The 17658-nt window shown below is 57.0% G+C and carries 17 protein-coding genes; 8 read left to right on the forward strand and 9 right to left on the reverse strand.

The genetic code is table 11. The annotated features are described in order from the left end of the window. Positions 1-2 precede the first annotated feature (2 nt). Genes R2A130_RS06535 through R2A130_RS06545 form a run of 3 tightly spaced genes read right to left on the reverse strand, consistent with a single transcriptional unit; the run spans position 3 to position 2378 of the window. Entirely contained in the window at positions 3-773 is a 771-nt protein-coding gene (locus tag R2A130_RS06535; protein WP_009464215.1) for an SDR family oxidoreductase, read from the reverse strand. Next, positions 773-1708: a dihydrodipicolinate synthase family protein gene (locus tag R2A130_RS06540; RefSeq protein ID WP_009464216.1), complete on the reverse strand. Its 936-nt coding sequence runs from the start codon at positions 1706-1708 to the stop codon at positions 773-775. Before R2A130_RS06540 ends, R2A130_RS06535 begins: the two co-directional genes overlap by 1 nt. 10 nt (positions 1709-1718) lie before the next feature. Continuing rightward, positions 1719-2378 carry an aspartate/glutamate racemase family protein gene (locus tag R2A130_RS06545; protein ID WP_040305342.1) on the reverse strand — a complete coding sequence of 220 codons (660 nt, stop codon included), beginning with the start codon at positions 2376-2378 and terminating at the stop codon, positions 1719-1721. Between the two features lie 102 nt (positions 2379-2480). Between R2A130_RS06545 and hydA the strand changes: the two genes are divergently transcribed. After that, on the forward strand, positions 2481-3872 hold the full coding sequence (gene hydA, locus R2A130_RS06550; RefSeq protein WP_009464218.1) for a dihydropyrimidinase: 1392 nt from the start codon (positions 2481-2483) through the stop codon (positions 3870-3872). On the opposite strand, the gene R2A130_RS06555 is transcribed toward hydA, so the two are convergent. Then, on the reverse strand, positions 3865-4767 hold the full coding sequence (locus R2A130_RS06555; protein WP_009464219.1) for a DMT family transporter: 903 nt from the start codon (positions 4765-4767) through the stop codon (positions 3865-3867). The genes hydA and R2A130_RS06555 overlap by 8 nt on opposite strands. 167 nt (positions 4768-4934) lie before the next feature. On the opposite strand from R2A130_RS06555, the gene R2A130_RS06560 reads away from it, so the two are divergent. After that, on the forward strand, positions 4935-6437 hold the full coding sequence (locus R2A130_RS06560; protein WP_009464220.1) for a class I adenylate-forming enzyme family protein: 1503 nt from the start codon (positions 4935-4937) through the stop codon (positions 6435-6437). On the opposite strand, the gene R2A130_RS06565 is transcribed toward R2A130_RS06560, so the two are convergent. The 5 genes from R2A130_RS06565 to R2A130_RS17505 all read right to left on the reverse strand — a co-directional run bounded on the left by R2A130_RS06565 (position 6434) and on the right by R2A130_RS17505 (position 11967). Beyond that, positions 6434-6961, reverse strand: a complete 528-nt coding sequence (locus R2A130_RS06565; protein ID WP_009464221.1) for a WbuC family cupin fold metalloprotein — start codon at positions 6959-6961, stop codon at positions 6434-6436. The genes R2A130_RS06560 and R2A130_RS06565 overlap by 4 nt on opposite strands. Before the next feature lie 13 nt (positions 6962-6974). Beyond that, complete coding sequence (locus R2A130_RS06570; protein ID WP_009464222.1) at positions 6975-8000, reverse strand: FkbM family methyltransferase; 1026 nt, start codon at positions 7998-8000, stop codon at positions 6975-6977. Between the two features lie 23 nt (positions 8001-8023). After that, on the reverse strand, positions 8024-9295 hold the full coding sequence (locus R2A130_RS06575) for a class I SAM-dependent methyltransferase (RefSeq protein WP_156798428.1): 1272 nt from the start codon (positions 9293-9295) through the stop codon (positions 8024-8026). A gap of 4 nt (positions 9296-9299) precedes the next feature. Beyond that, positions 9300-10340 (reverse strand): Gfo/Idh/MocA family protein, encoded by a 1041-nt coding sequence (locus R2A130_RS06580; RefSeq protein ID WP_009464224.1) that lies wholly within the window; start codon positions 10338-10340, stop codon positions 9300-9302. A 142-nt stretch (positions 10341-10482) separates the two neighbouring features. Next, positions 10483-11967, reverse strand: a complete 1485-nt coding sequence (locus tag R2A130_RS17505) for a DUF2793 domain-containing protein (protein ID WP_009464225.1) — start codon at positions 11965-11967, stop codon at positions 10483-10485. A 237-nt stretch (positions 11968-12204) separates the two neighbouring features. On the opposite strand from R2A130_RS17505, the gene R2A130_RS06590 reads away from it, so the two are divergent. From R2A130_RS06590 to R2A130_RS06615, 6 genes are read left to right on the forward strand one after another with little or no spacing between them, the layout of a single operon-like run. Beyond that, on the forward strand, positions 12205-13158 hold the full coding sequence (locus R2A130_RS06590; RefSeq protein ID WP_009464226.1) for an NAD(P)-dependent oxidoreductase: 954 nt from the start codon (positions 12205-12207) through the stop codon (positions 13156-13158). Next, positions 13155-13820, forward strand: a complete 666-nt coding sequence (locus R2A130_RS06595) for an SIS domain-containing protein (RefSeq protein WP_009464227.1) — start codon at positions 13155-13157, stop codon at positions 13818-13820. Before R2A130_RS06590 ends, R2A130_RS06595 begins: the two co-directional genes overlap by 4 nt. Positions 13821-13822: 2 nt before the next feature. Beyond that, the gene (locus tag R2A130_RS06600) at positions 13823-14818 is read left to right on the forward strand and encodes a GDP-mannose 4,6-dehydratase (protein ID WP_009464228.1); all 996 of its coding nucleotides are present in this window, start codon (positions 13823-13825) and stop codon (positions 14816-14818) included. Between the two features lie 10 nt (positions 14819-14828). After that, positions 14829-15662: a transketolase gene (locus R2A130_RS06605; protein WP_009464229.1), complete on the forward strand. Its 834-nt coding sequence runs from the start codon at positions 14829-14831 to the stop codon at positions 15660-15662. Continuing rightward, entirely contained in the window at positions 15659-16582 is a 924-nt protein-coding gene (locus R2A130_RS06610) for a transketolase family protein (protein WP_009464230.1), read from the forward strand. Before R2A130_RS06605 ends, R2A130_RS06610 begins: the two co-directional genes overlap by 4 nt. A gap of 38 nt (positions 16583-16620) precedes the next feature. Continuing rightward, complete coding sequence (locus R2A130_RS06615; protein ID WP_009464231.1) at positions 16621-17658, forward strand: zinc-binding dehydrogenase; 1038 nt, start codon at positions 16621-16623, stop codon at positions 17656-17658.

Below are 17658 nucleotides of genomic sequence, written 5' to 3' on the forward strand. Positions count from 1 at the left end.
CTCTAAATCGACTTGATCGCGCCACCATCGATTCGGATGCGCGAACCGGTGACGTAGGATGCGCGTTCAGACGCAAGAAACGTCACCACGTCTGCAAACTCTTCCGGCTTGCCGTAGCGGCCTGCCGGGATCGTCGCCCGCGACTTGCTCGCGACTTCCGCAACTGGCGTTTCGGTGCGTTTGGATGCAGCAGCGTCCAACTCGTCCACCCGTTCGGTGTGAATACGACCGGGCATGACCACGTTGACGGTGATGCCATCGCCCGCGACTTCATTCGCCAGCGTTTTCGACCAACCAACGACCGCAGCACGGATGCCGTTGGACAACGCCAGATTCGGGATCGGCTGCTCGACACCGGAAGACGTGATGGAGATGACACGGCCCCAGTTGCGCTCTTTCATCTTCGGCAACAGACGGTTCGTCATGTGAAACAGATTGGCCGCCATGGCTTCGAAATGAGAAACCCAGTCACTGCGACCGGCGGACTGCGCCGTGCCGGGAGGCGGGCCGCCACCGTTGTTGATGATGATGTCGACGCCCTCACCTTCCAACAGCATGTCGATAGTTGCATCGACTTGAGCAAGATCACCAAGATCGAGCTGTACAGCATGGACATTGTCCATATCCGCCGACCATGCTTCGATCTTGTCCACGCTGCGGGCAGCAGCAAAAACGGTGACCCCTTCAGCGGCCAAGCCCTTTGCGATAGCCTGACCGAGACCACGACTTGCCCCAAGCACCACAGCGCGTTTGCCGGAAATTTGCAGATCCATCAGTTCAACTCCTCAAGTCGTTTTTCCTGCCGCGCGATCAGATGATCGACTTCGGCGCGTGTGGCAGCAATCAACGATACGCCGGGTTTTCGCAATGCGTCATGGGCGATGATGCCACGCTTGGCCATGGTGTATTTGCGGATCGCGAGACCAAGCCCCGGCTGCTGCTCGAAACGCGCCAGCGGCAAGTAGGCATCGAAAATATCCTGCGCCCGATCCATGTCGCCGGCAGCATGGTGCTTCACCACCTCCACCATCATTTCGGGATAGGCAAAACCGGTCATGGCACCATCGGCACCACGCAACATTTCCTCCGGCAAGAACAGGCCACCATTGCCGCATAAAATGGAAATGCGCCGGTCGAGAACACCCTCGGCACGCAATGCGGAAATTTTCTCGAGTCCGGGCCAATCTTCGTGCTTCAGGCATACACAGGTCGGGATGGTGTTGAAGATACGAGCGATGACCTTGGGGGCAATCTGCACGCCAGTAACCAGCGGAAAATCCTGCAACACGAACGGCACATCGCCGATCAGTTCTGCCACCTGCGTATAGTAGGTGACGATAGCATCATCGGTCTTCAGCGAACCGGGCGGCGCGACCATCACACCGGCAGCACCCAGTTCCATCACCATTTCGGTAAGCGTAGCGATCTGCGCGAAGCCGGGGGCGGAGACTCCGACGACGACGGGCACCGGTCCCTTTGCATGGGCATTTACCCGCTCCAGAATTCGCGCCACCACATCGCGGGATTCTTCCACCGTCAGCTTGGGCGCTTCGCCCATCATGCCCAAGACGGTCAGGCCGGTGGCGCCTGCATCGAGATAGAAATCCACCATCCGATCACAGCTATCGAAGTCGATCGCGCCATCGGGCAGGAAAGGCGTGACGGCGATGACATAAACGCCAGCCGCCTCTTCGTTCAGACGTGTCATATCTTCTCCTCTATAGCGCGCGCTGCAAAGCGACACGGCCAATCGCCATGGCTGTCGCTGCCTGACAGGGCTCGACCACCGGGATGCCGAGTTCCTGTTCCAACCGGCCGCGATAGGCGGTCATTCCAGCGCATCCCAATATCAGCACGTCGGCTACGGCTTCATCCCGCAATTGCGTTCCGACCCTAATCAAACGCTCCCACGTTTGTTCCTCATCGGCCAGCGCAGCAACACCCAGTTCCAACGGTCGGTCGGCGGCCAGCCGGTCCATCACGCCCATGGCACCGACATATCGCATGTGGCGGGGGATGGATGCCGACAGAATAGAGATGATACCGAAGCGCTGCCCCATGGTCATGGCGGTCAGGATCGACGCTTCCGCGATGCCGATAACAGGGCGTGCTGATTGCTCACGCAGCGCCATAAGCCCGGGGTCGGAATAACAAGCCACCACGAAGGCAGAAGCCTTGTCTTCCAGCTTGGCGCAATGGGTCAGCATGGGCGCAACAACACCATCGACATGGGCTTGCGTTTCGATGCCCGGCGGTCCTTCAGACAATGTACGGCATTCGATCGGCACGGGGCTGGCAGCCCGCATCGGTTCCACCGCACGGTCGATACCATCGGTGACGTGCTGGCTGCTGTTAGGGTTCACCACGTAAATCGTCATCAGCCGCCCGCACATATTGGAGTAAATCGAAACAGCATCTTTCCAGCGTCCCGCATCACGATACAATCCCCCACAACGTATCAAAATTGAAGCGGCTACCCCATGACCGATCAACAGCTCGACACCATTATTCGCGGCGGCACCGTCGTCACATCTACAGGCACTAGGGTGGCCGATGTTGGAATTGCCGGCGGCCGTATATCAGCAATCGGCACGAACCTGGCTGACGCTGCAAATATCATAGATGCAACGGGCCTGCTCGTACTTCCCGGCGGGGTCGATACGCACTGCCATATCGAACAGGTGTCCGGTGCGGGGTTGATGAACGCGGATACGTTCGAAACCGCCGCGCGTTCGGCAGCATTTGGCGGCACCACCTGTACCGTGTCGTTCGCCGCCCAGCACCCCGGCAACCGTATGCGCGATGTCGTCGCGGACTATGAAGCGCTGGCGCAAAAAGGTGCTGTGATCGATCACGCGTTCCACATGATCGTGGCGGACACTTCCGGCGAGAACCTCAGCCACGACATCCCAGCGCTCATCGCGCAGGGCCACCGATCCATCAAAATCTTCACCACCTATGATAAAGTGCGGCAGGACGATCACGCTATTCTCGACATTCTCGCAGTCGCCAAGCGCGAAGGTGCGCTGGTGTGTTTCCATGCAGAAAATGACGGGCTGATCCGCCACATGACGGCGAAGTTGCTGGCAGAAGGCAAGACTGCGCCGAAGTATCACGCAGCATCCCACCCGCGAGAGGCGGAAATCGAAGCCATCGACCGCATGTGCCGCTTTGCAGAATTCACCGGTGCGCGGATCATGATCTTCCATGTCTCAACTCGAGAAGGGGTGGAGATCGTGCGCCGTGCGCGGCAACGGGGCGTGCCGGTGGAGGCGGAAACATGTCCGCACTATTTGTTCCAGACGGCCGATATTCTGGAGAGCGACAATCCCGCCCGCTTCATGTGTTCACCGCCGCAGCGCACCGAGGACGATCAGGAGGCGCTTTGGGAAGCCTTCGACGATGGCACGCTGCAACTCGTCACATCAGACCATGCGCCGTACCGCATGGATGAAAGTGGAAAGTTCGCCAACGGCACCGACTCGCCCTTCAACCGCATCGCAAATGGTATGCCCGGGCTGGAAGTACGCCTGCCGCTGATGTTCGATGCCATGGTCAGCAAGGGACGAAGCAGTTTGGAAGAGTTCGTGCAGCTCACCGCCAGCAATCCAGCCCGCGCTTTCGGAATGAGCGACAAGGGCGAAATCGCAGAAGGATACGACGCCGATATTGCACTGTGGGACCCGAAGGCCTCGCACACTTATGGCGCTGACGACCTACACGACAATGTCGGCTACAATCCGTGGGAAGGCACGACGGTGACTGGCCTGCCCGTCACGGTTCTGTCTCGCGGGGAGATGATCATCCAAGATGAACACTTGCTGGCGGAGGCAGGCAGAGGCAGACGCATTCCAATGAAAGCCTTTAGCTAATGGCTCCACGCGATACAGCGTGTTCGCGGTAAACCACATAAAGGCCTGCGCAAATCGTAATGCCAATGCCGATGGCAGCAATGCCGTTGGGAAGATCGCTGAACACCAAATAACCGAGAACCGTAGCCACCGGAATTTCGAGATATTGCATCGGAGCCAGCGTCGCCGACGGCGCAAAACGCAGCGACCATGTCATCAACAAATGCGCGATCGTACCCAACGCACCGATGGCGAGCAGCAGCGCGGTTTGCGTCCCGTCCGGCATCACCAGCAGGCTGCGCCAATCGAAAAAAATCGAGAATACAGCAAGGCCAACAAGCAACATCGGTATTGCCATGAAACCGCTGATCGTTTGCATGGAGATGGGATCGATCTCTTTGGCGATCTTACGGGTCACCAAAATGAACAGCGCAAAATCGACCGCAACGACCAAGGGCAGTAACGCAGGCAAACCGACCTCAGCAAAGCTGGGCTGGATGACCAGAAGTGTTCCGATGAAGCCACCAGCGCAGGCCACAAGCCGATGGACGCCCACCTCTTCATTCAAAACGAAACGCCCAAGAAGCAGCAGGATAAACGGCATGACGAATGCTATGGCGATGGCATCCGCAAGGGGCAGGTACCGCAGCGACAGGAACATCGCGCCCACTCCGATAATGTGCAGCAAGGTCCGCAACGCAGTCAGCTTGTAGAGGCGAGGCGACATACCGAACGTCCGTTCGGTAACCAGAACGACCGGCAGCAGAAATGCAGCCTGCAGCGCGAAGCGAACCAACAGCAACTGCAGAAGCGGTATCGCTGATCCGAGAATCTTCGCGATAGAATCCCCCATCGGAGCCAGCACACAAAACCCCAGCATGAGCAGCATTCCCAAAACGGGGCGATCTTGTGTCATGGCTAGAGAACCAAAGCGAAATCTTCATGTCACATAGACAAGGGATCGCACAGATGTGCAATTCCTACGCGAACCATCTCATCATATCTGTCCTGCAGGATGAGCTTGAACCCTGCGCGTACTAACGCCAGACTTGGCGTTCCCGAAGAAACGCGCGAACGCCATCCATGAACATTGCCTTCTGGCTACACCGCGCCGCGACCCGCTTTGGTGACCGAACAGCTCTCATGGACGGAGCAGAATCCGCTGGTGACTATCGTGAATTTGCCCAACGTGCAGCCAGTTTTTCAGCATGGTTAGGGAAGCAAGACATAGAGCCGGGGGATCGCATAGCAATATTTGCAATCAACTCGCTCGACTATCTCATCGCGCTTTTAGGCATTTGGTGGGCCGGTGCAGCGGCAGTTCCAATCAATGGAAAACTGCACCCGCAGGAGGCCAATTGGATCATCAAAGACTCCGGCGCAAGCATCGTGTTGGTATCTGGCGGTATGGATCATGAGATCGATCACGAACGCATCTTCGATGTCTCCAAAATCGACAAAAATGCGCCCATAATACTAACGCCGGTGTCACGTGAGCAACAGGATTTGGCTTGGCTGTTCTACACATCCGGCACGACTGGTCGGCCCAAAGGGGTGCGCATAACGCACGGCATGTTGGCCGCAATGTCCTTGGGTTATCCCGTCGACGTCGACGAGGTGAAAGCAACAGACATCGCATGTTACGCCGCCCCCATGAGCCATGGCGCTGGTCTCTATATTCCGGTCCATGTGTTGTTCGGTGCAGCCCATATGGTGCCAAAATCGGGCGGCTTTGATGCAACTGAAATACTGTCTCTTGCAGCGCAAGCGAAAGCCCAAAACCGTGACCTTCACATGTTCATGGCGCCCACCATGGTGCAGCGCTTTACCAACGCGGCAAAGCAGGCAGACGACCGGGCCGAGGGACTGCGCACCATCGTCTATGGCGGCGCACCCATGTACGCTGCCGACCTTGAAGCTGCGCTAGATTGGTTCGGACCAGTGCTGGTTCAGATCTACGGACAAGGCGAGTGCCCAATGGCAATCTCTTCTTTGTCTCGCGAAGAAATTGCAGACCGCAACCATCCCGACTGGTCGCGTCGAATCGCATCTGCAGGTCAGGAACAGGCCGCCGTAGAGGTGCGCATCGGTGATGCTGAGGGCAATCCGCTGCCTACAGGCGAGATCGGGGAAATCATGGTGCTTGGATCAACCGTCATGCCCGGCTACTGGAACCGTGATCCATTGCCAGACAGCTGGCTCTGGACCGGCGACCGTGGCGAGTTGAGCGCCGACGGGTATCTGACGCTGAAAGACCGCTCCAAAGACGTCATCATAACCGGCGGCTCCAACGTTTATCCCCGCGAGGTGGAAGAAGCTCTTCTCACACACCCAGCTGTGATTGAGGTATCGGTCGTTGGCAAACAATCGCGCGAATGGGGGGAAGAGGTCACAGCTTTTGTGGTGGCAAGTATGGACATTGATGCCTCAGCACTAGCCGCCCATTGTGACGCCTGTATCGCGAAATTCAAACGTCCAAAAGCATTCTACTTTGTCGGTGCGCTGCCAAAGAACAACTACGGCAAAGTGATGAAAGGCGATCTGCGGGAGCGGCTGAAAAAGATGAGTGACCCGCAGCGCGACTAAGATCGCGTATCAGCCTCACGGGCAGCACGTCGAAGGTTCTCGGTATAGACCTCACGCTCACCGTCTTCAGCAGGAAACCACTCGGCAAAGAAATTGCCTGTGAAAGGGCCGGAGTTCGTTTCAAGAAACGCCACTTCACCTTCAAGCGGAATGATCGTGTGCCAGACCGGTGTCCGCAGTCGCATCATGATTGCTGCATTTTTGCCCGCCGCATCCAAAATCACAGGCGGCAACAGATCGCCCTCATCCGTAAAGCGCATCACAGCAAAACGCCCGGACAACGCCATGAATGACTTGCCGGAGCGAAAGTTGATGTGGGGGTGGTCGCAGGATGTAGGCGGTAGCGCGATGATCATCTCGTGAAGAATATCATCAGCCCCGTGATGCAGGATCAAACGCGCCCGCCCATTGGGAGCAAGCTTGGCCGCAGTGCACACAGCAGCAACTGCCTGAGCAGTCACTGTTACGCCATCACCTTCACCGGTGAACACCGATGGATTGACGGTGGTGAAGCCCTCGATCATTTCGAGCGACCGGTCACGCCGTCTTCTTCAGCTCGTTCACCATCGTGTTCATCTGCGGGTAGAAGTCCGAGCCGCCACCCAACTCATCACCGAAGATGGTCTTGTAAATGCCACGAGCGCGTTCCCACTGATCGTCCGGCACGGTGCGGTAACGACCTAGAAAACGGGCCGCTTTCAGACGAACAACTTGGTAGAGGCGCGTGGCCTGAACATCGTCGCTGTAACCGCCAGCCTCAGCAGTTTCACGCAGCAGATCGACCGCATAGTCCGGTGCGAAATTGTTGAAGCAGAAGGCTGCCAGTTTCAGGCGCGCGATGGTGTTTTCATCGCCGGAGAACAACGCGTCGAGCTGGCTTTCCTTGATAATCCAAACGGCATCCGCATGAACAAGAATGCCATAACGGTGGTTCTCACCCGTCATCGGATCAGGCTTGCGGAACAGGCCGAGGCGCGGAAAGCCGAAACCTTCGTAGTCGAGGTTCAACAGCACGAAACCCTTGGACTGCAGGTATTGGTCGCTATCGGAAAACAGGCGTTGACCGTGAAAGCATGGCTGGAAGTTGGTGGATGACCGAACACCCAAAATGCCTTTTTCCAGCATTGTATCGAAACCCTCGATCACATCCTGCTCGGTGCCTTCCGTGTCGACTTTCAGGAAATCGGGAAAAAGACCAAGGCCGCCAAAAACCGCATCGCCGGTTTCCATGTCGATCTCGAGCGTTTTGTCGATTTCGGCTTGGCCCGGCTTCAGATGGCGAAAACATTCCGAGGTCAAGTCGGGCTTCAGGCAAGACGACAACCCACGGTGGCGGGTGAGATAGAACTCACGTTTGCCAGCTTCCCTGTCGAGCGCCTTTTCCTCCACATCATATTTGAACGATGCCGTCTGCTCGTAAATCTGGCGCAAACGCTCGGCTTCTTCCGGGTCCGGTTCGAACGCGATGTGGTGCACCGGCGCGTCGTAATTGTTCCAGGTCGGATGGATGCCATAGCGTGCGCCGATATCTGCGGCCACCGTCATATCGTTCAGTTTGGCCATGCAAGGCTCCTTAAATACGGCTGTCAGGCCATCGGCTTTTCGTCTTCCGTGCCATCGCGATAAGCGAGGTCCGGCAACGCTCGGTAGAAACGGCCACCAGCGGCCACAAAATCCTGCTGCCCACTGGCAATAGCGGTGGTGTAACGCCAAGCCAGCACACCGACATCACACGGCATTTCATTCTTCAACTGCGCACCGGTGAGAACTGGAATATCGCCATGGGTGGAGCGGATGACGTTGGTAAGCGGCGTATCATCAAAGACGGCATCGATAAGATCACCAAGTTCGAAATAATGGATCAACGCAGCGCAGCCGACAGAAGCGCCGAAAACAAGACCACGAGCGGTTTGCTCGCGTGACGCTTCCAACCGTTTGCGAATTTCAGCACCGGTGTCTGCGATCCGTTTGTTGAACGTGTCGAACATGCGGCCATCATAGAAACCGGCTTTTTCTTCTTCAACAATCAATTCAACGACGCTGGCATCAACCGAACGGGGACCACCCTTTTTCTGCGCAATGAAGCGGATCGAACCGCCCTTCGGCGCGATGCGTTCGGCACGGATCAACTCAAGACCAACAGCTTCGAAAAAGGTCTGCATCGGGCGTGTTGCAAAGTAGGAAACGTGCTCGTGATAGATGACGTCGAGCAACATGCGCTCGATCATATCCAGCCCGTATTGGGTCTCCACCACCACGATACCATCATCTGCCAGAACCGTTCTCATACCACCGAACAAGCTGTGCAGATCATCAATATTGGCGACAGTGTTGTTGGAAATAACAACATCTGCGCGACCGTGTTCAGCGGCAATCGTATCGGCAAGATCGGGAGTGAAGAAATCGCCGATTGTAGGAACACCTCGAGCGGTCGCATCGCGCGCAATTCGCTCGGCCGGGTCAATGCCCAAAACCTTGGACCCGCCGTGGTCCTTAGCAAGCTGCAAGAGCGACCCGTCATTGGAGCCAATGTCGATAACAAAGCTATCGTCCTTCAGGTCTCCACGCTCGACCAACTCACCCATGAAGCGGCCAAAATGCTCACGCAGGCCTAGTGAAATACCGGTTTCGTACTGGAAGTTACGATACTGGAATGCGGGATCGACAATTGTTGCGAGTTGCAGATGACCGCAGTCCTCACACTGCCAGCAATCGGCGGGTGCCACATCTTCCACCAATGTGCTTTGGCCGACATTGGGAGACGCCACGGGTAACGCGGCAAGAGGCACAACCTTGTTCATCCTGCCGCTGTGACAAAGGCGGCATGTGTCACGAAGTGTGTAAAATGATTGGCTCATAAATTCACGCAACCACTGAACGCCACATAGCGTCGATCAGCTTCATATCCTGCAAACAACTCAAAGGCTTATTGCTGGAATCGCTGCCATTTTCCAGACCCGCAACAAAGTTTTGAGCTTGTCTGGCGAAAGCCCAGTGCGTGTCACCCGTCACAACCTCAACCTCTTGCACTCCGTTGTGGTCGCGACATTCGATGCGTGCATACGCATTCACATTCAAGGGCGAGGGAATAATCAACGACAAGCGGCCATTGGCAAATGTCACATCAATCTGCTGATCCCAGACACCGGTCCAGACGTGTGCAACAACCAGATCGATAGGAACATCACCCACCGCAAACGATGCCCGCTGGGTGTTGGCGGGATCAGCAGAAAAGCGTTCCAACGCCAGATCTTCACCGAACAGAAAGCGCAACAGATTCACATCGTGGCTCATCACGTTGAGGCAATAGCGATATCCATCGCCTAGTTCGTCCGGCAACCACTCAGGCGTATCAGCAGCCTCCGGATAACGCACGGCACGACTGCCTTCGCGGCGGAAATGATCGGGCGGATTTACCCCGTAGCGGGCACAAAAATCACGCATGGCGACATGACGAACTTGGCCAAGACGTTGTGCGGTTGCCGGGTCTTGTAGCATTTCGCGAAACTGCTGAACGCCGGGATCGTGACGCTTCATGAACCCGATTGTCCACGATGCTCTAGCCTTATCAGCTACACCCGCAAGTGACTGCGCGGCATCCAAAGTAAGCGCCATCGGCTTTTCGGAAAGCACAGGTTTGCCCTTAGCCAGAGCCTCTCGGACTACCAGTTCCTGCGCCTTCAACGGTAGGCAGACTATGAGCGCATCGAAATCATCCGTATCCAACAGATCGTGGTAGTCGCTGTAGGATTTCTTGAAGCCATGCGCCCGCCCAACTTTTTCCAGTAAGCCTGGGTCAGGTTCTGCCAACGCTGTGAGACGAACATTCGACAGAGCTGCCAGCGGGCCGATATGGGCAAGCTGGGCAATGAAACCGCCGCCGATGATCGCAATGTCAGGCATGGCACCCTCGCTTATGATCCCAACCGACATGCAAGTTCGGATGTTACCCGTTTATCAAGGTAGTAAGTTGGGCCGCTTCGTTGGTGAACATCAAGCCGGGAAACGACAAATAAACGCTTTGCCTCAACATTCCGCTAGCGCCTTAAAGCTCCGCCGACGCACTCCAGTTGCCACACATCAAATAGGCATCTCCTGAACTGGCAGAAGGGAACACAACGTTGAGAACGAAGGCGGTCTGCGTCAGTTCAGCAACGCCCATACTGTTGGCGTTGGCATAACCCGCTTGCGGTCCCAGCAACTGCCATTTGCCCGACTGTATCGGGTTTCCTGAATTTGGCGCGTAATAGCTAACGGTGGGGGGAACGCGCATACGGCGTGGGAACGAAATTCGCTGCGAGGCAATATTTCCACCCGCATAACAGATGCCCATATGGTAGCCTATGGAGCCGCTATAGTCCTGCAACACCTGTCCTTCGCCAAGACTGGTGCAGAAGTACCGTACGCACAACGCAAACTCGATATCTGGATGCCGATCACAAGCCATCCGTGATTGTCCGCCTGCTACAAGGCTGACACGATCAAACAAGACGGCCCCGGACGGTGCAGACAGTTCAACTGATCCAGACACGCCCGGCGTCACACTGAAGGTCGAGAAACCGAAAGGTTGGTCTGGCTGAATGTCGGTTGTCGTTCCCTCAACGGTAACGCGCAAAACACCACCCGTCAGACCGGCAACACCAAAGACCAAACTATCGAAACCAGCCGGGAAGGTTTCAACCGGCTGAACGACAGAGCCAGATGCCAACTCAACGCGACCGGCACCATTGCGCAGAATTGTGCCGCCCGATGCATCACCCTTCCATCGATCGTAGCCAAATGTACCGCCCGCAAGCGCACCTCCACCGAAGGACCGCTGGTTGATCCGCATGTCGCTGTTAATCAGCATGTTGTCCGTGTGAGGCGCCGCTACAATAGTAGCTAACCCTGTCTCTCGATCCACAGTCAGTGCATTGGCCCAATCACCACCTGAAGACCGAACCTTTAGCGCCATATCATCGAGGCCTGTAAGACCAAGTTCGGCATCTGCCTGAAAACCGGTTTGCCAGATCATGCTAGCGGTGCTTGCCGTATCTTCGCGGTTGATCGCCATGCGGTGCGAGCCGTCCACATCGTGTGTGAACAATGAATTGTCTGAACCAACAGCAAGGCGAGTGGTCGTGCTTGCCGCAGCATTGAGACCAAGCTGTCCAGTCACACCGCCGCCGCCATTCCCGCTGCCACTGCCGGATACAAGGTCTTGCCAGCCATTCAATCCAAGAACAATCTGCACGCCTTCGTCAGCGACGTACACGGACCAACCCAGCTTTGGGGTAAGGAACGTAAAAGCCCCATCTTGAAAAACTGCCAGTTCACCACCGTGGCCTGCAAATTCACCTGCCGCTCCCGTGTCGGGCACCAACCAGCATTCACCACCGGCAGGCGTGGTAGGTGGCGAAGCAACGATTCTGCTCGCCACAGCAATTTGCGTTAGTGCATCCAACATTCGCAACGCCTCGTTATGCGTCACGTGCTTCTGGGCCTGGGCGGCGATAATATAGGGGAGTGAGAGAGTGTGTGTCGTTTCCATGTCGGCGTCTCCGGGAACAATCATTGCACCCAGATTAACCCGGTCTCAAATGGCGGGGATTGATTGCAGCCCCTTAATTTGAGGGGGCTGCCCGCAGGTTGCTGCGCCAGTGAAGTTCATGTAAATCTCAATCAATACATGCGTCTAGTTTGGTTGTATAAATAATTATTGCAACTTTTTGTATAATAACGTGAATAGCGTTAGTATCCCGCCAACAGTTCCTGTGTGAATAGAGCCATGAAAATTTTCGTTACCGGTGCATGTGGCTACAAAGGCACGGTGCTTGTGCCAAAACTGTTGGAGCAAGGCTACGAGGTCACCGCCTTCGACATCCAGTGGTTCGGCAACCAGTTGCGCGACCATCCGGCGCTGACCGTGGTGCAGGGCGACATCCGCAACGTGGAAGATTACGATCTGACAGGCCACGACGCCGTCATCCATCTGTCCTCAATCGCCAACGACCCCGCAGGCGATCTTAACCCGAAACTGACGTGGGAAGTGTCCTGCCTTGCCACCGCTTTGCTGGCCGACAAGTGCAAGCGCCATGGCATCGAGCGTTTTATCTATGCCTCCTCCGGTTCCGTTTACGGCATCAAGGACGAAGAGCATGTGACCGAGAACCTGGAGCTGGTTCCCATCACGGAATACAACAAGACCAAGATGTGCGGCGAACGCATTTTGCTGTCCTACAGCGACGACATGGTGGTGCAGATCGTGCGCCCGGCAACCGTGTGCGGGTTTTCACCCACGATGCGAAACGACGTGTCCGTAAACATCCTCACCATGCTCGCGCTGGAAAACGGCAAGATCACCGTCTTCGGCGGCGATCAGGTTCGGCCCAATGTCCATATCGACGACATCACCGATCTCTACATCTTCCTTTTGGAAAATCCCGAACATGACGGCATCTTCAATGCTGGTTTCGAGAACATCTCGATCATGGATATTGCGCGCAAGGTGCAAGAGCACGTGGATGCAGAAATCGTGGTCACACCGTCAAACGACCCTCGCTCCTATCGCGTCAATTCAGATCGCCTGCTCGCCACAGGTTTCCGTCCAAAGAAAACCGTCGATGATGCGATCAAGGAACTCGTCGGCCTGTATCGCCAAGGCGCGTGGACAAACGACGACAGCTTCCATCGCATGAAATTCATGGCATCTGATATCCTCGATCAGGATGCCGCGACATGAGTGAGCAAAAAGGCATGGAGGATGCAGGCGGGGGCGGGCGACCATATCTGTCTAACTCGCTCCCCCTTGCCTCCAATGACCATTTTACCGACTACGCAACACGAATGAACGAAGCCATGATGGGCTTTGACTGGACCCCCGTGTCTCAACTGACCAACGATCTGATGGATCTCGCTCGTGATGGGCGGCAGCTGTTTCTGTGCGGTAATGGCGGCAGCGCTGGCAACGCCAACCACTTGGCCAATGATTTTCTCTATGCTTGGTCGAAGAAAGCCGGGCGCGGCATCCGCGTCCAATCGCTAGCGGCCAATCCTGCGGTGATGGCATGTTTGGCAAACGATGTCGGTTTTGAGGAAGTTTTCGCCAACCAACTGCAGATTCTTGCCCGCGAAGGCGACGTACTTTTATGTTTCTCCGGCTCCGGTAATTCTCCCAATATCTTGCGGGTGCTGGAAGAAGCCAAAGCCATGGGCGTAAAAACCTATTCCGTACTGGCGTTCGATGGTGGCAAGGCCAAAGCCTTGTCCGATGTACCGATCCACCTGGAAATCGACGACATGCAGATAGGCGAAGATTTTCAGACCGTCATCGGCCATGCCATCGTGCAGTACATGTTCAAGCATCGCGACCTGCTCGGCCCCGATCCTGCGCGGGGAGCCTAGCCGTGACCGCATCGAAATTTCTCGTCCTCGGCTCTAATTCATTCTCCGGCGCATCCTTCGTGGATTACCTTGCCGAGCAAGGCCACGATGTCATGGCGACGTCACGCTCCAACGAGCCCCACGACGCCATGCTGCCCTACAAATGGCAGAAACATTCAAGTGACATTCGCTTCCAACGCATCGACATCAACAACGATCTCGACGCGCTCGATGCATTGATGAAGGCCGAGAAATTCACCCATGTCGTGAACTTCGCAGCCCAATCCATGGTGGGCCAAAGCTGGGACCATCCCGACGACTGGATGCGGACCAACGTGGTGTCCACCGTGCGCCTGCACGTGCTGCTGCGGAACCTCGATTTTCTCGACCGCTACGTCCACGTCACCACACCGGAAGTCTATGGCTCCACCGATGGCTGGGTGAAGGAGGACACGCCGTTCAACCCGTCCACCCCCTACGCCGTGTCCCGCGCCGCCGGTGATATGTCGCTGAAGACCTTCGTGGACACGTACGATATGCCCGCCGTCTCCACCCGCGCAGCCAATGTCTATGGCCCCGGCCAGCAGCTCTACCGCATCATTCCCCGCACCGTTTACGCCGCTATGACAGGTGAAAAGCTACGCCTCGATGGCGGCGGAAAATCGGTCCGTGTGTTCATTCACATGCGCGACGTGTCCGACGCCACGCTGAAGATCGCAATGGCTGGCACCAACGGCGACACCTACCACATCTCCGGCTACGAGCTGGTATCGATCCGCCAACTTGTCGAGATGGTGTTGGAAAAACTCGGCAAGAATTTCGATGAGTGTGTCGAACTCGGCCCTGAGCGCCCCGGCAAGGACACGGCCTACACTTTGGACAGTTTCAAACTTCGCACCGAACTCGGCTGGCAGGACCGTATCTCGCTATCGGATGGTATCGACGATGTCATCGAATGGGCGCAGCGCTTCCAAAGCGAGTTGCCGAACCTGCCCTCCACCTACATCCACAAGCCGTGAGGGTGGCACCATGAGCAGAACCGACCTGCAGAAAATCGCCGCCGAAATCCGTGGCCGCATTATCACCATGTGCGCAGCGTCGAAATCCGCGCATCTGGCCTCCAGCCTATCGGTGACGGACATCCTCACCGCCGCCTACTTCTCCGCCGCGAATATCGACCCGAACAACCCGAAAGATCCGGCCCGCGACCGCATCATCTTGTCCAAAGGTCACGCGGCTATGGCGCTCTATGCCACGCTGGCAAAACGCGGCTACTTCGACGCCGCCCTGCTCGACACTTACAATCAGGACGGCGCATTGCTGGCCGAACATCCACCGGCAAATCTGCTGGCTGGTGTGGAAGCCGCTACGGGTTCGCTCGGCCACGGCCTGCCCATCGGCGCGGGCATCGCGCTTGCCAACAAGATCAAAAAATCAGACCCGCACCGCACCATCGTCATCATGTCGGACGGCGAATGTAACGAAGGCTCCGTGTGGGAAGCCGCCATGTTCGCAGGCGGCAACGGTCTCGATAATCTCATGGTCTTTGTCGACTACAACAAATGGCAGGCCACCGCCCGCTCCAACGAAACGCTGGCACTGTCACCACTGCGCGAGAAATGGGAAGCCTTCGGCTGGGACGCCCATCAAGTTGATGGCCACAACCCGGATGCGCTCGCAGACCTGATGACAAACATGCCCAACGGCTCCGGCAAGCCGGTAGCCATCATCTGCGACACGGTGAAGGGCAAGGGCGTCGACTTCATGGAAGATGACAACAACTGGCATTACCGCGTGCCGAAGCACGAGGAGGTCGAGGAAGCCCACAAGCAGCTCGGTCTCATTGAGGGGGTGGCACAATGAGAAACGCCTTCGCCGACGAACTCACCAATCTCGCCAATGAAGACGACCGCATCGTCATGCTGTCCGGCGATATCGGCAACCGACTGTTCGATAAATTCAAGGACGCGCATAGCGACCGCTTCTACAACTGCGGCGTGGCGGAAGCGAACATGACGGGCATGGCAACCGGTCTCGCCATGAACGGCCTGCGCCCCGTCACCTACACGATCACGCCCTTCGTCACGACGCGGTGTCTTGAGCAAATCCGCACGGACATCTGCTACCACGATGTGCCGGTCACTATCGTCGCCGTGGGCGCAGGTCTTTCCTATGCGGGCCTTGGCCCGACCCACCATGCCTGCGAAGACATCGCTTTTTTACGCGCGTTACCCAACATGAAAGTGGTCTGCCCCGGAGACGCCAACGAGGTGCGCGCAGCACTCCGTGCATCCATGAAACAGGACAAGCCCGTCTATATTCGCATGGGAAAAAAGGGCGAGCGCGTCATCCATGATGGTGTTCCGGTCGACTTCGAAATCGGCAAGGCACTTACCATCCGACAAGGCGATGACGTCTGCCTGCTCTCCACCGGCAACATGCTGCCGGAGGCGATGGATGCCGCAGACGCACTCGCTGAAAAGGGCATCTCTGCGGCTGTCGTTTCCTTCCACACGGTCAAGCCATTGGACGAGGCCTTCTTGGCAAACGCCTTCGGAAAATACCGTAAGGTGATAACACTGGAAGAACATTCTCTCATCGGTGGCTTCGGCTCTGCAGTCGCAGAATGGGCTGTAGATAATGGTGCTGACACATCGCGAATGATCCGCGTAGGCGCGCCCGACGCCTTCTTCAAAAAGGGCGGCCATCAGGAATACGCCCGCGAACAATTGGGCCTTAATGCAACCGCTATCTGCAAGCGCGTTGCCGACAGCCTCGCCTAAACCAAAACGAACGCCCTCCCACTCCGAAAGACCGCTCCATGAAAACCAAGGCCGCACTCCTCATCCAGACCGGCCAGCCGCTGGAAGTCCATGAGATCGAAACACCGGAATTAAATCCCGGTCAGGTGCTGGTCGAGGTGGCGTTCTCCGGTGCATGCGGCACGCAGTTGATGGAAGTGGCGGGCGACAAGGGCGAAGACAAATGGGTGCCCCATTGCCTCGGTCACGAAGGCACCGGCACCGTGCTTGAGACCGGCTCCGCCGTCACCAAAGTGAAGGTCGGCGATCAGGTCGTCATGTCCTGGATCAAGGGTGAAGGTCAGGAAGCTGGCGGTGCGAAATACGATTGGGACGGCAAGACCGTGAACTCCGGCGGCGTTACCACATTCCAGAAACACGCTGTCGTTTCCGAAAACCGCCTCACACTTCTGCCTGAAGGCATGGCGATGGACGTCGCCGTGCTGCTCGGTTGCGCCGCCCCTACGGGCATGGGCGCGGTGTTCAACGTGTTGGACGTGAGCGCGGGCGACTCGGTCGCCGTGTTCGGCACCGGCGGCATCGGCCTCAACGCCATAATGGCCGCCGCCATGGCAGGTGCAACACCCGTGATCGGCGTGGACTTGCGTGAAAGCCGCCGCGAGTTAGCGCTCGCCTTCGGCGCAACCCACACCGTGAACCCGGAAGACTGTGATGTGGCCGAGCAGATCAAAGCGATCTCAACGGGCGGCGTCGATCTCGCTGTGGAAGCCACCGGCGTTCCCGGCGTGATGGTGGATGCGGTGCAGATCACGAAACAACAAGGTGGACGCGCCGTCGTGATCGGCAATGCTAAACACGATGCAGAGGTGAAGTTCTCACCGTCGATCTTCAATTCCGGTCGCAGCCTGATGGGCACATGGGGTGGCGACTCCAAGCCCGACCGCGACTACGCGAAATACGCGAAGCTGATCGCAGCCAGCCCCTATCCCGTGCGCGATCTGCTCTCGAAGCCCTACTCGCTGGACCAGATCAACGAAGCGCTGGACGATCTTCGCACCGGCAAGATCGGTCGCCCGCTCATCGATATGAGCCTGTAG

Origin of the sequence: Ahrensia sp. R2A130 (genome assembly GCF_000179775.1) — a bacterium.
Lineage (GTDB): Bacteria > Pseudomonadota > Alphaproteobacteria > Rhizobiales > Rhizobiaceae > Pseudahrensia.

Excerpts from the sequence above, each read along its gene's own strand:
- R2A130_RS06615 (WP_009464231.1), top strand. The coding sequence starts at position 16,621 with ATGAAAACCAAGGCCGCACTCCTCATCCAGACCGGCCAGCCGCTGGAA.
- R2A130_RS06575 (WP_156798428.1), bottom strand. The coding sequence starts at position 9,295 with ATGAGCCAATCATTTTACACACTTCGTGACACATGCCGCCTTTGTCAC.
- R2A130_RS06610 (WP_009464230.1), top strand. The coding sequence starts at position 15,659 with ATGAGAAACGCCTTCGCCGACGAACTCACCAATCTCGCCAATGAAGAC.
- R2A130_RS17505 (WP_009464225.1), bottom strand. The coding sequence starts at position 11,967 with ATGGAAACGACACACACTCTCTCACTCCCCTATATTATCGCCGCCCAG.
- R2A130_RS06605 (WP_009464229.1), top strand. The coding sequence starts at position 14,829 with ATGAGCAGAACCGACCTGCAGAAAATCGCCGCCGAAATCCGTGGCCGC.
- R2A130_RS06590 (WP_009464226.1), top strand. The coding sequence starts at position 12,205 with ATGAAAATTTTCGTTACCGGTGCATGTGGCTACAAAGGCACGGTGCTT.
- R2A130_RS06540 (WP_009464216.1), bottom strand. The coding sequence starts at position 1,708 with ATGACACGTCTGAACGAAGAGGCGGCTGGCGTTTATGTCATCGCCGTC.
- R2A130_RS06560 (WP_009464220.1), top strand. The coding sequence starts at position 4,935 with ATGAACATTGCCTTCTGGCTACACCGCGCCGCGACCCGCTTTGGTGAC.
- R2A130_RS06545 (WP_040305342.1), bottom strand. The coding sequence starts at position 2,378 with ATGACGATTTACGTGGTGAACCCTAACAGCAGCCAGCACGTCACCGAT.
- R2A130_RS06570 (WP_009464222.1), bottom strand. The coding sequence starts at position 8,000 with ATGGCCAAACTGAACGATATGACGGTGGCCGCAGATATCGGCGCACGC.
- R2A130_RS06555 (WP_009464219.1), bottom strand. The coding sequence starts at position 4,767 with ATGACACAAGATCGCCCCGTTTTGGGAATGCTGCTCATGCTGGGGTTT.
- R2A130_RS06535 (WP_009464215.1), bottom strand. The coding sequence starts at position 773 with ATGGATCTGCAAATTTCCGGCAAACGCGCTGTGGTGCTTGGGGCAAGT.
- hydA (WP_009464218.1), top strand. The coding sequence starts at position 2,481 with ATGACCGATCAACAGCTCGACACCATTATTCGCGGCGGCACCGTCGTC.
- R2A130_RS06580 (WP_009464224.1), bottom strand. The coding sequence starts at position 10,340 with ATGCCTGACATTGCGATCATCGGCGGCGGTTTCATTGCCCAGCTTGCC.
- R2A130_RS06595 (WP_009464227.1), top strand. The coding sequence starts at position 13,155 with ATGAGTGAGCAAAAAGGCATGGAGGATGCAGGCGGGGGCGGGCGACCA.
- R2A130_RS06565 (WP_009464221.1), bottom strand. The coding sequence starts at position 6,961 with ATGATCGAGGGCTTCACCACCGTCAATCCATCGGTGTTCACCGGTGAA.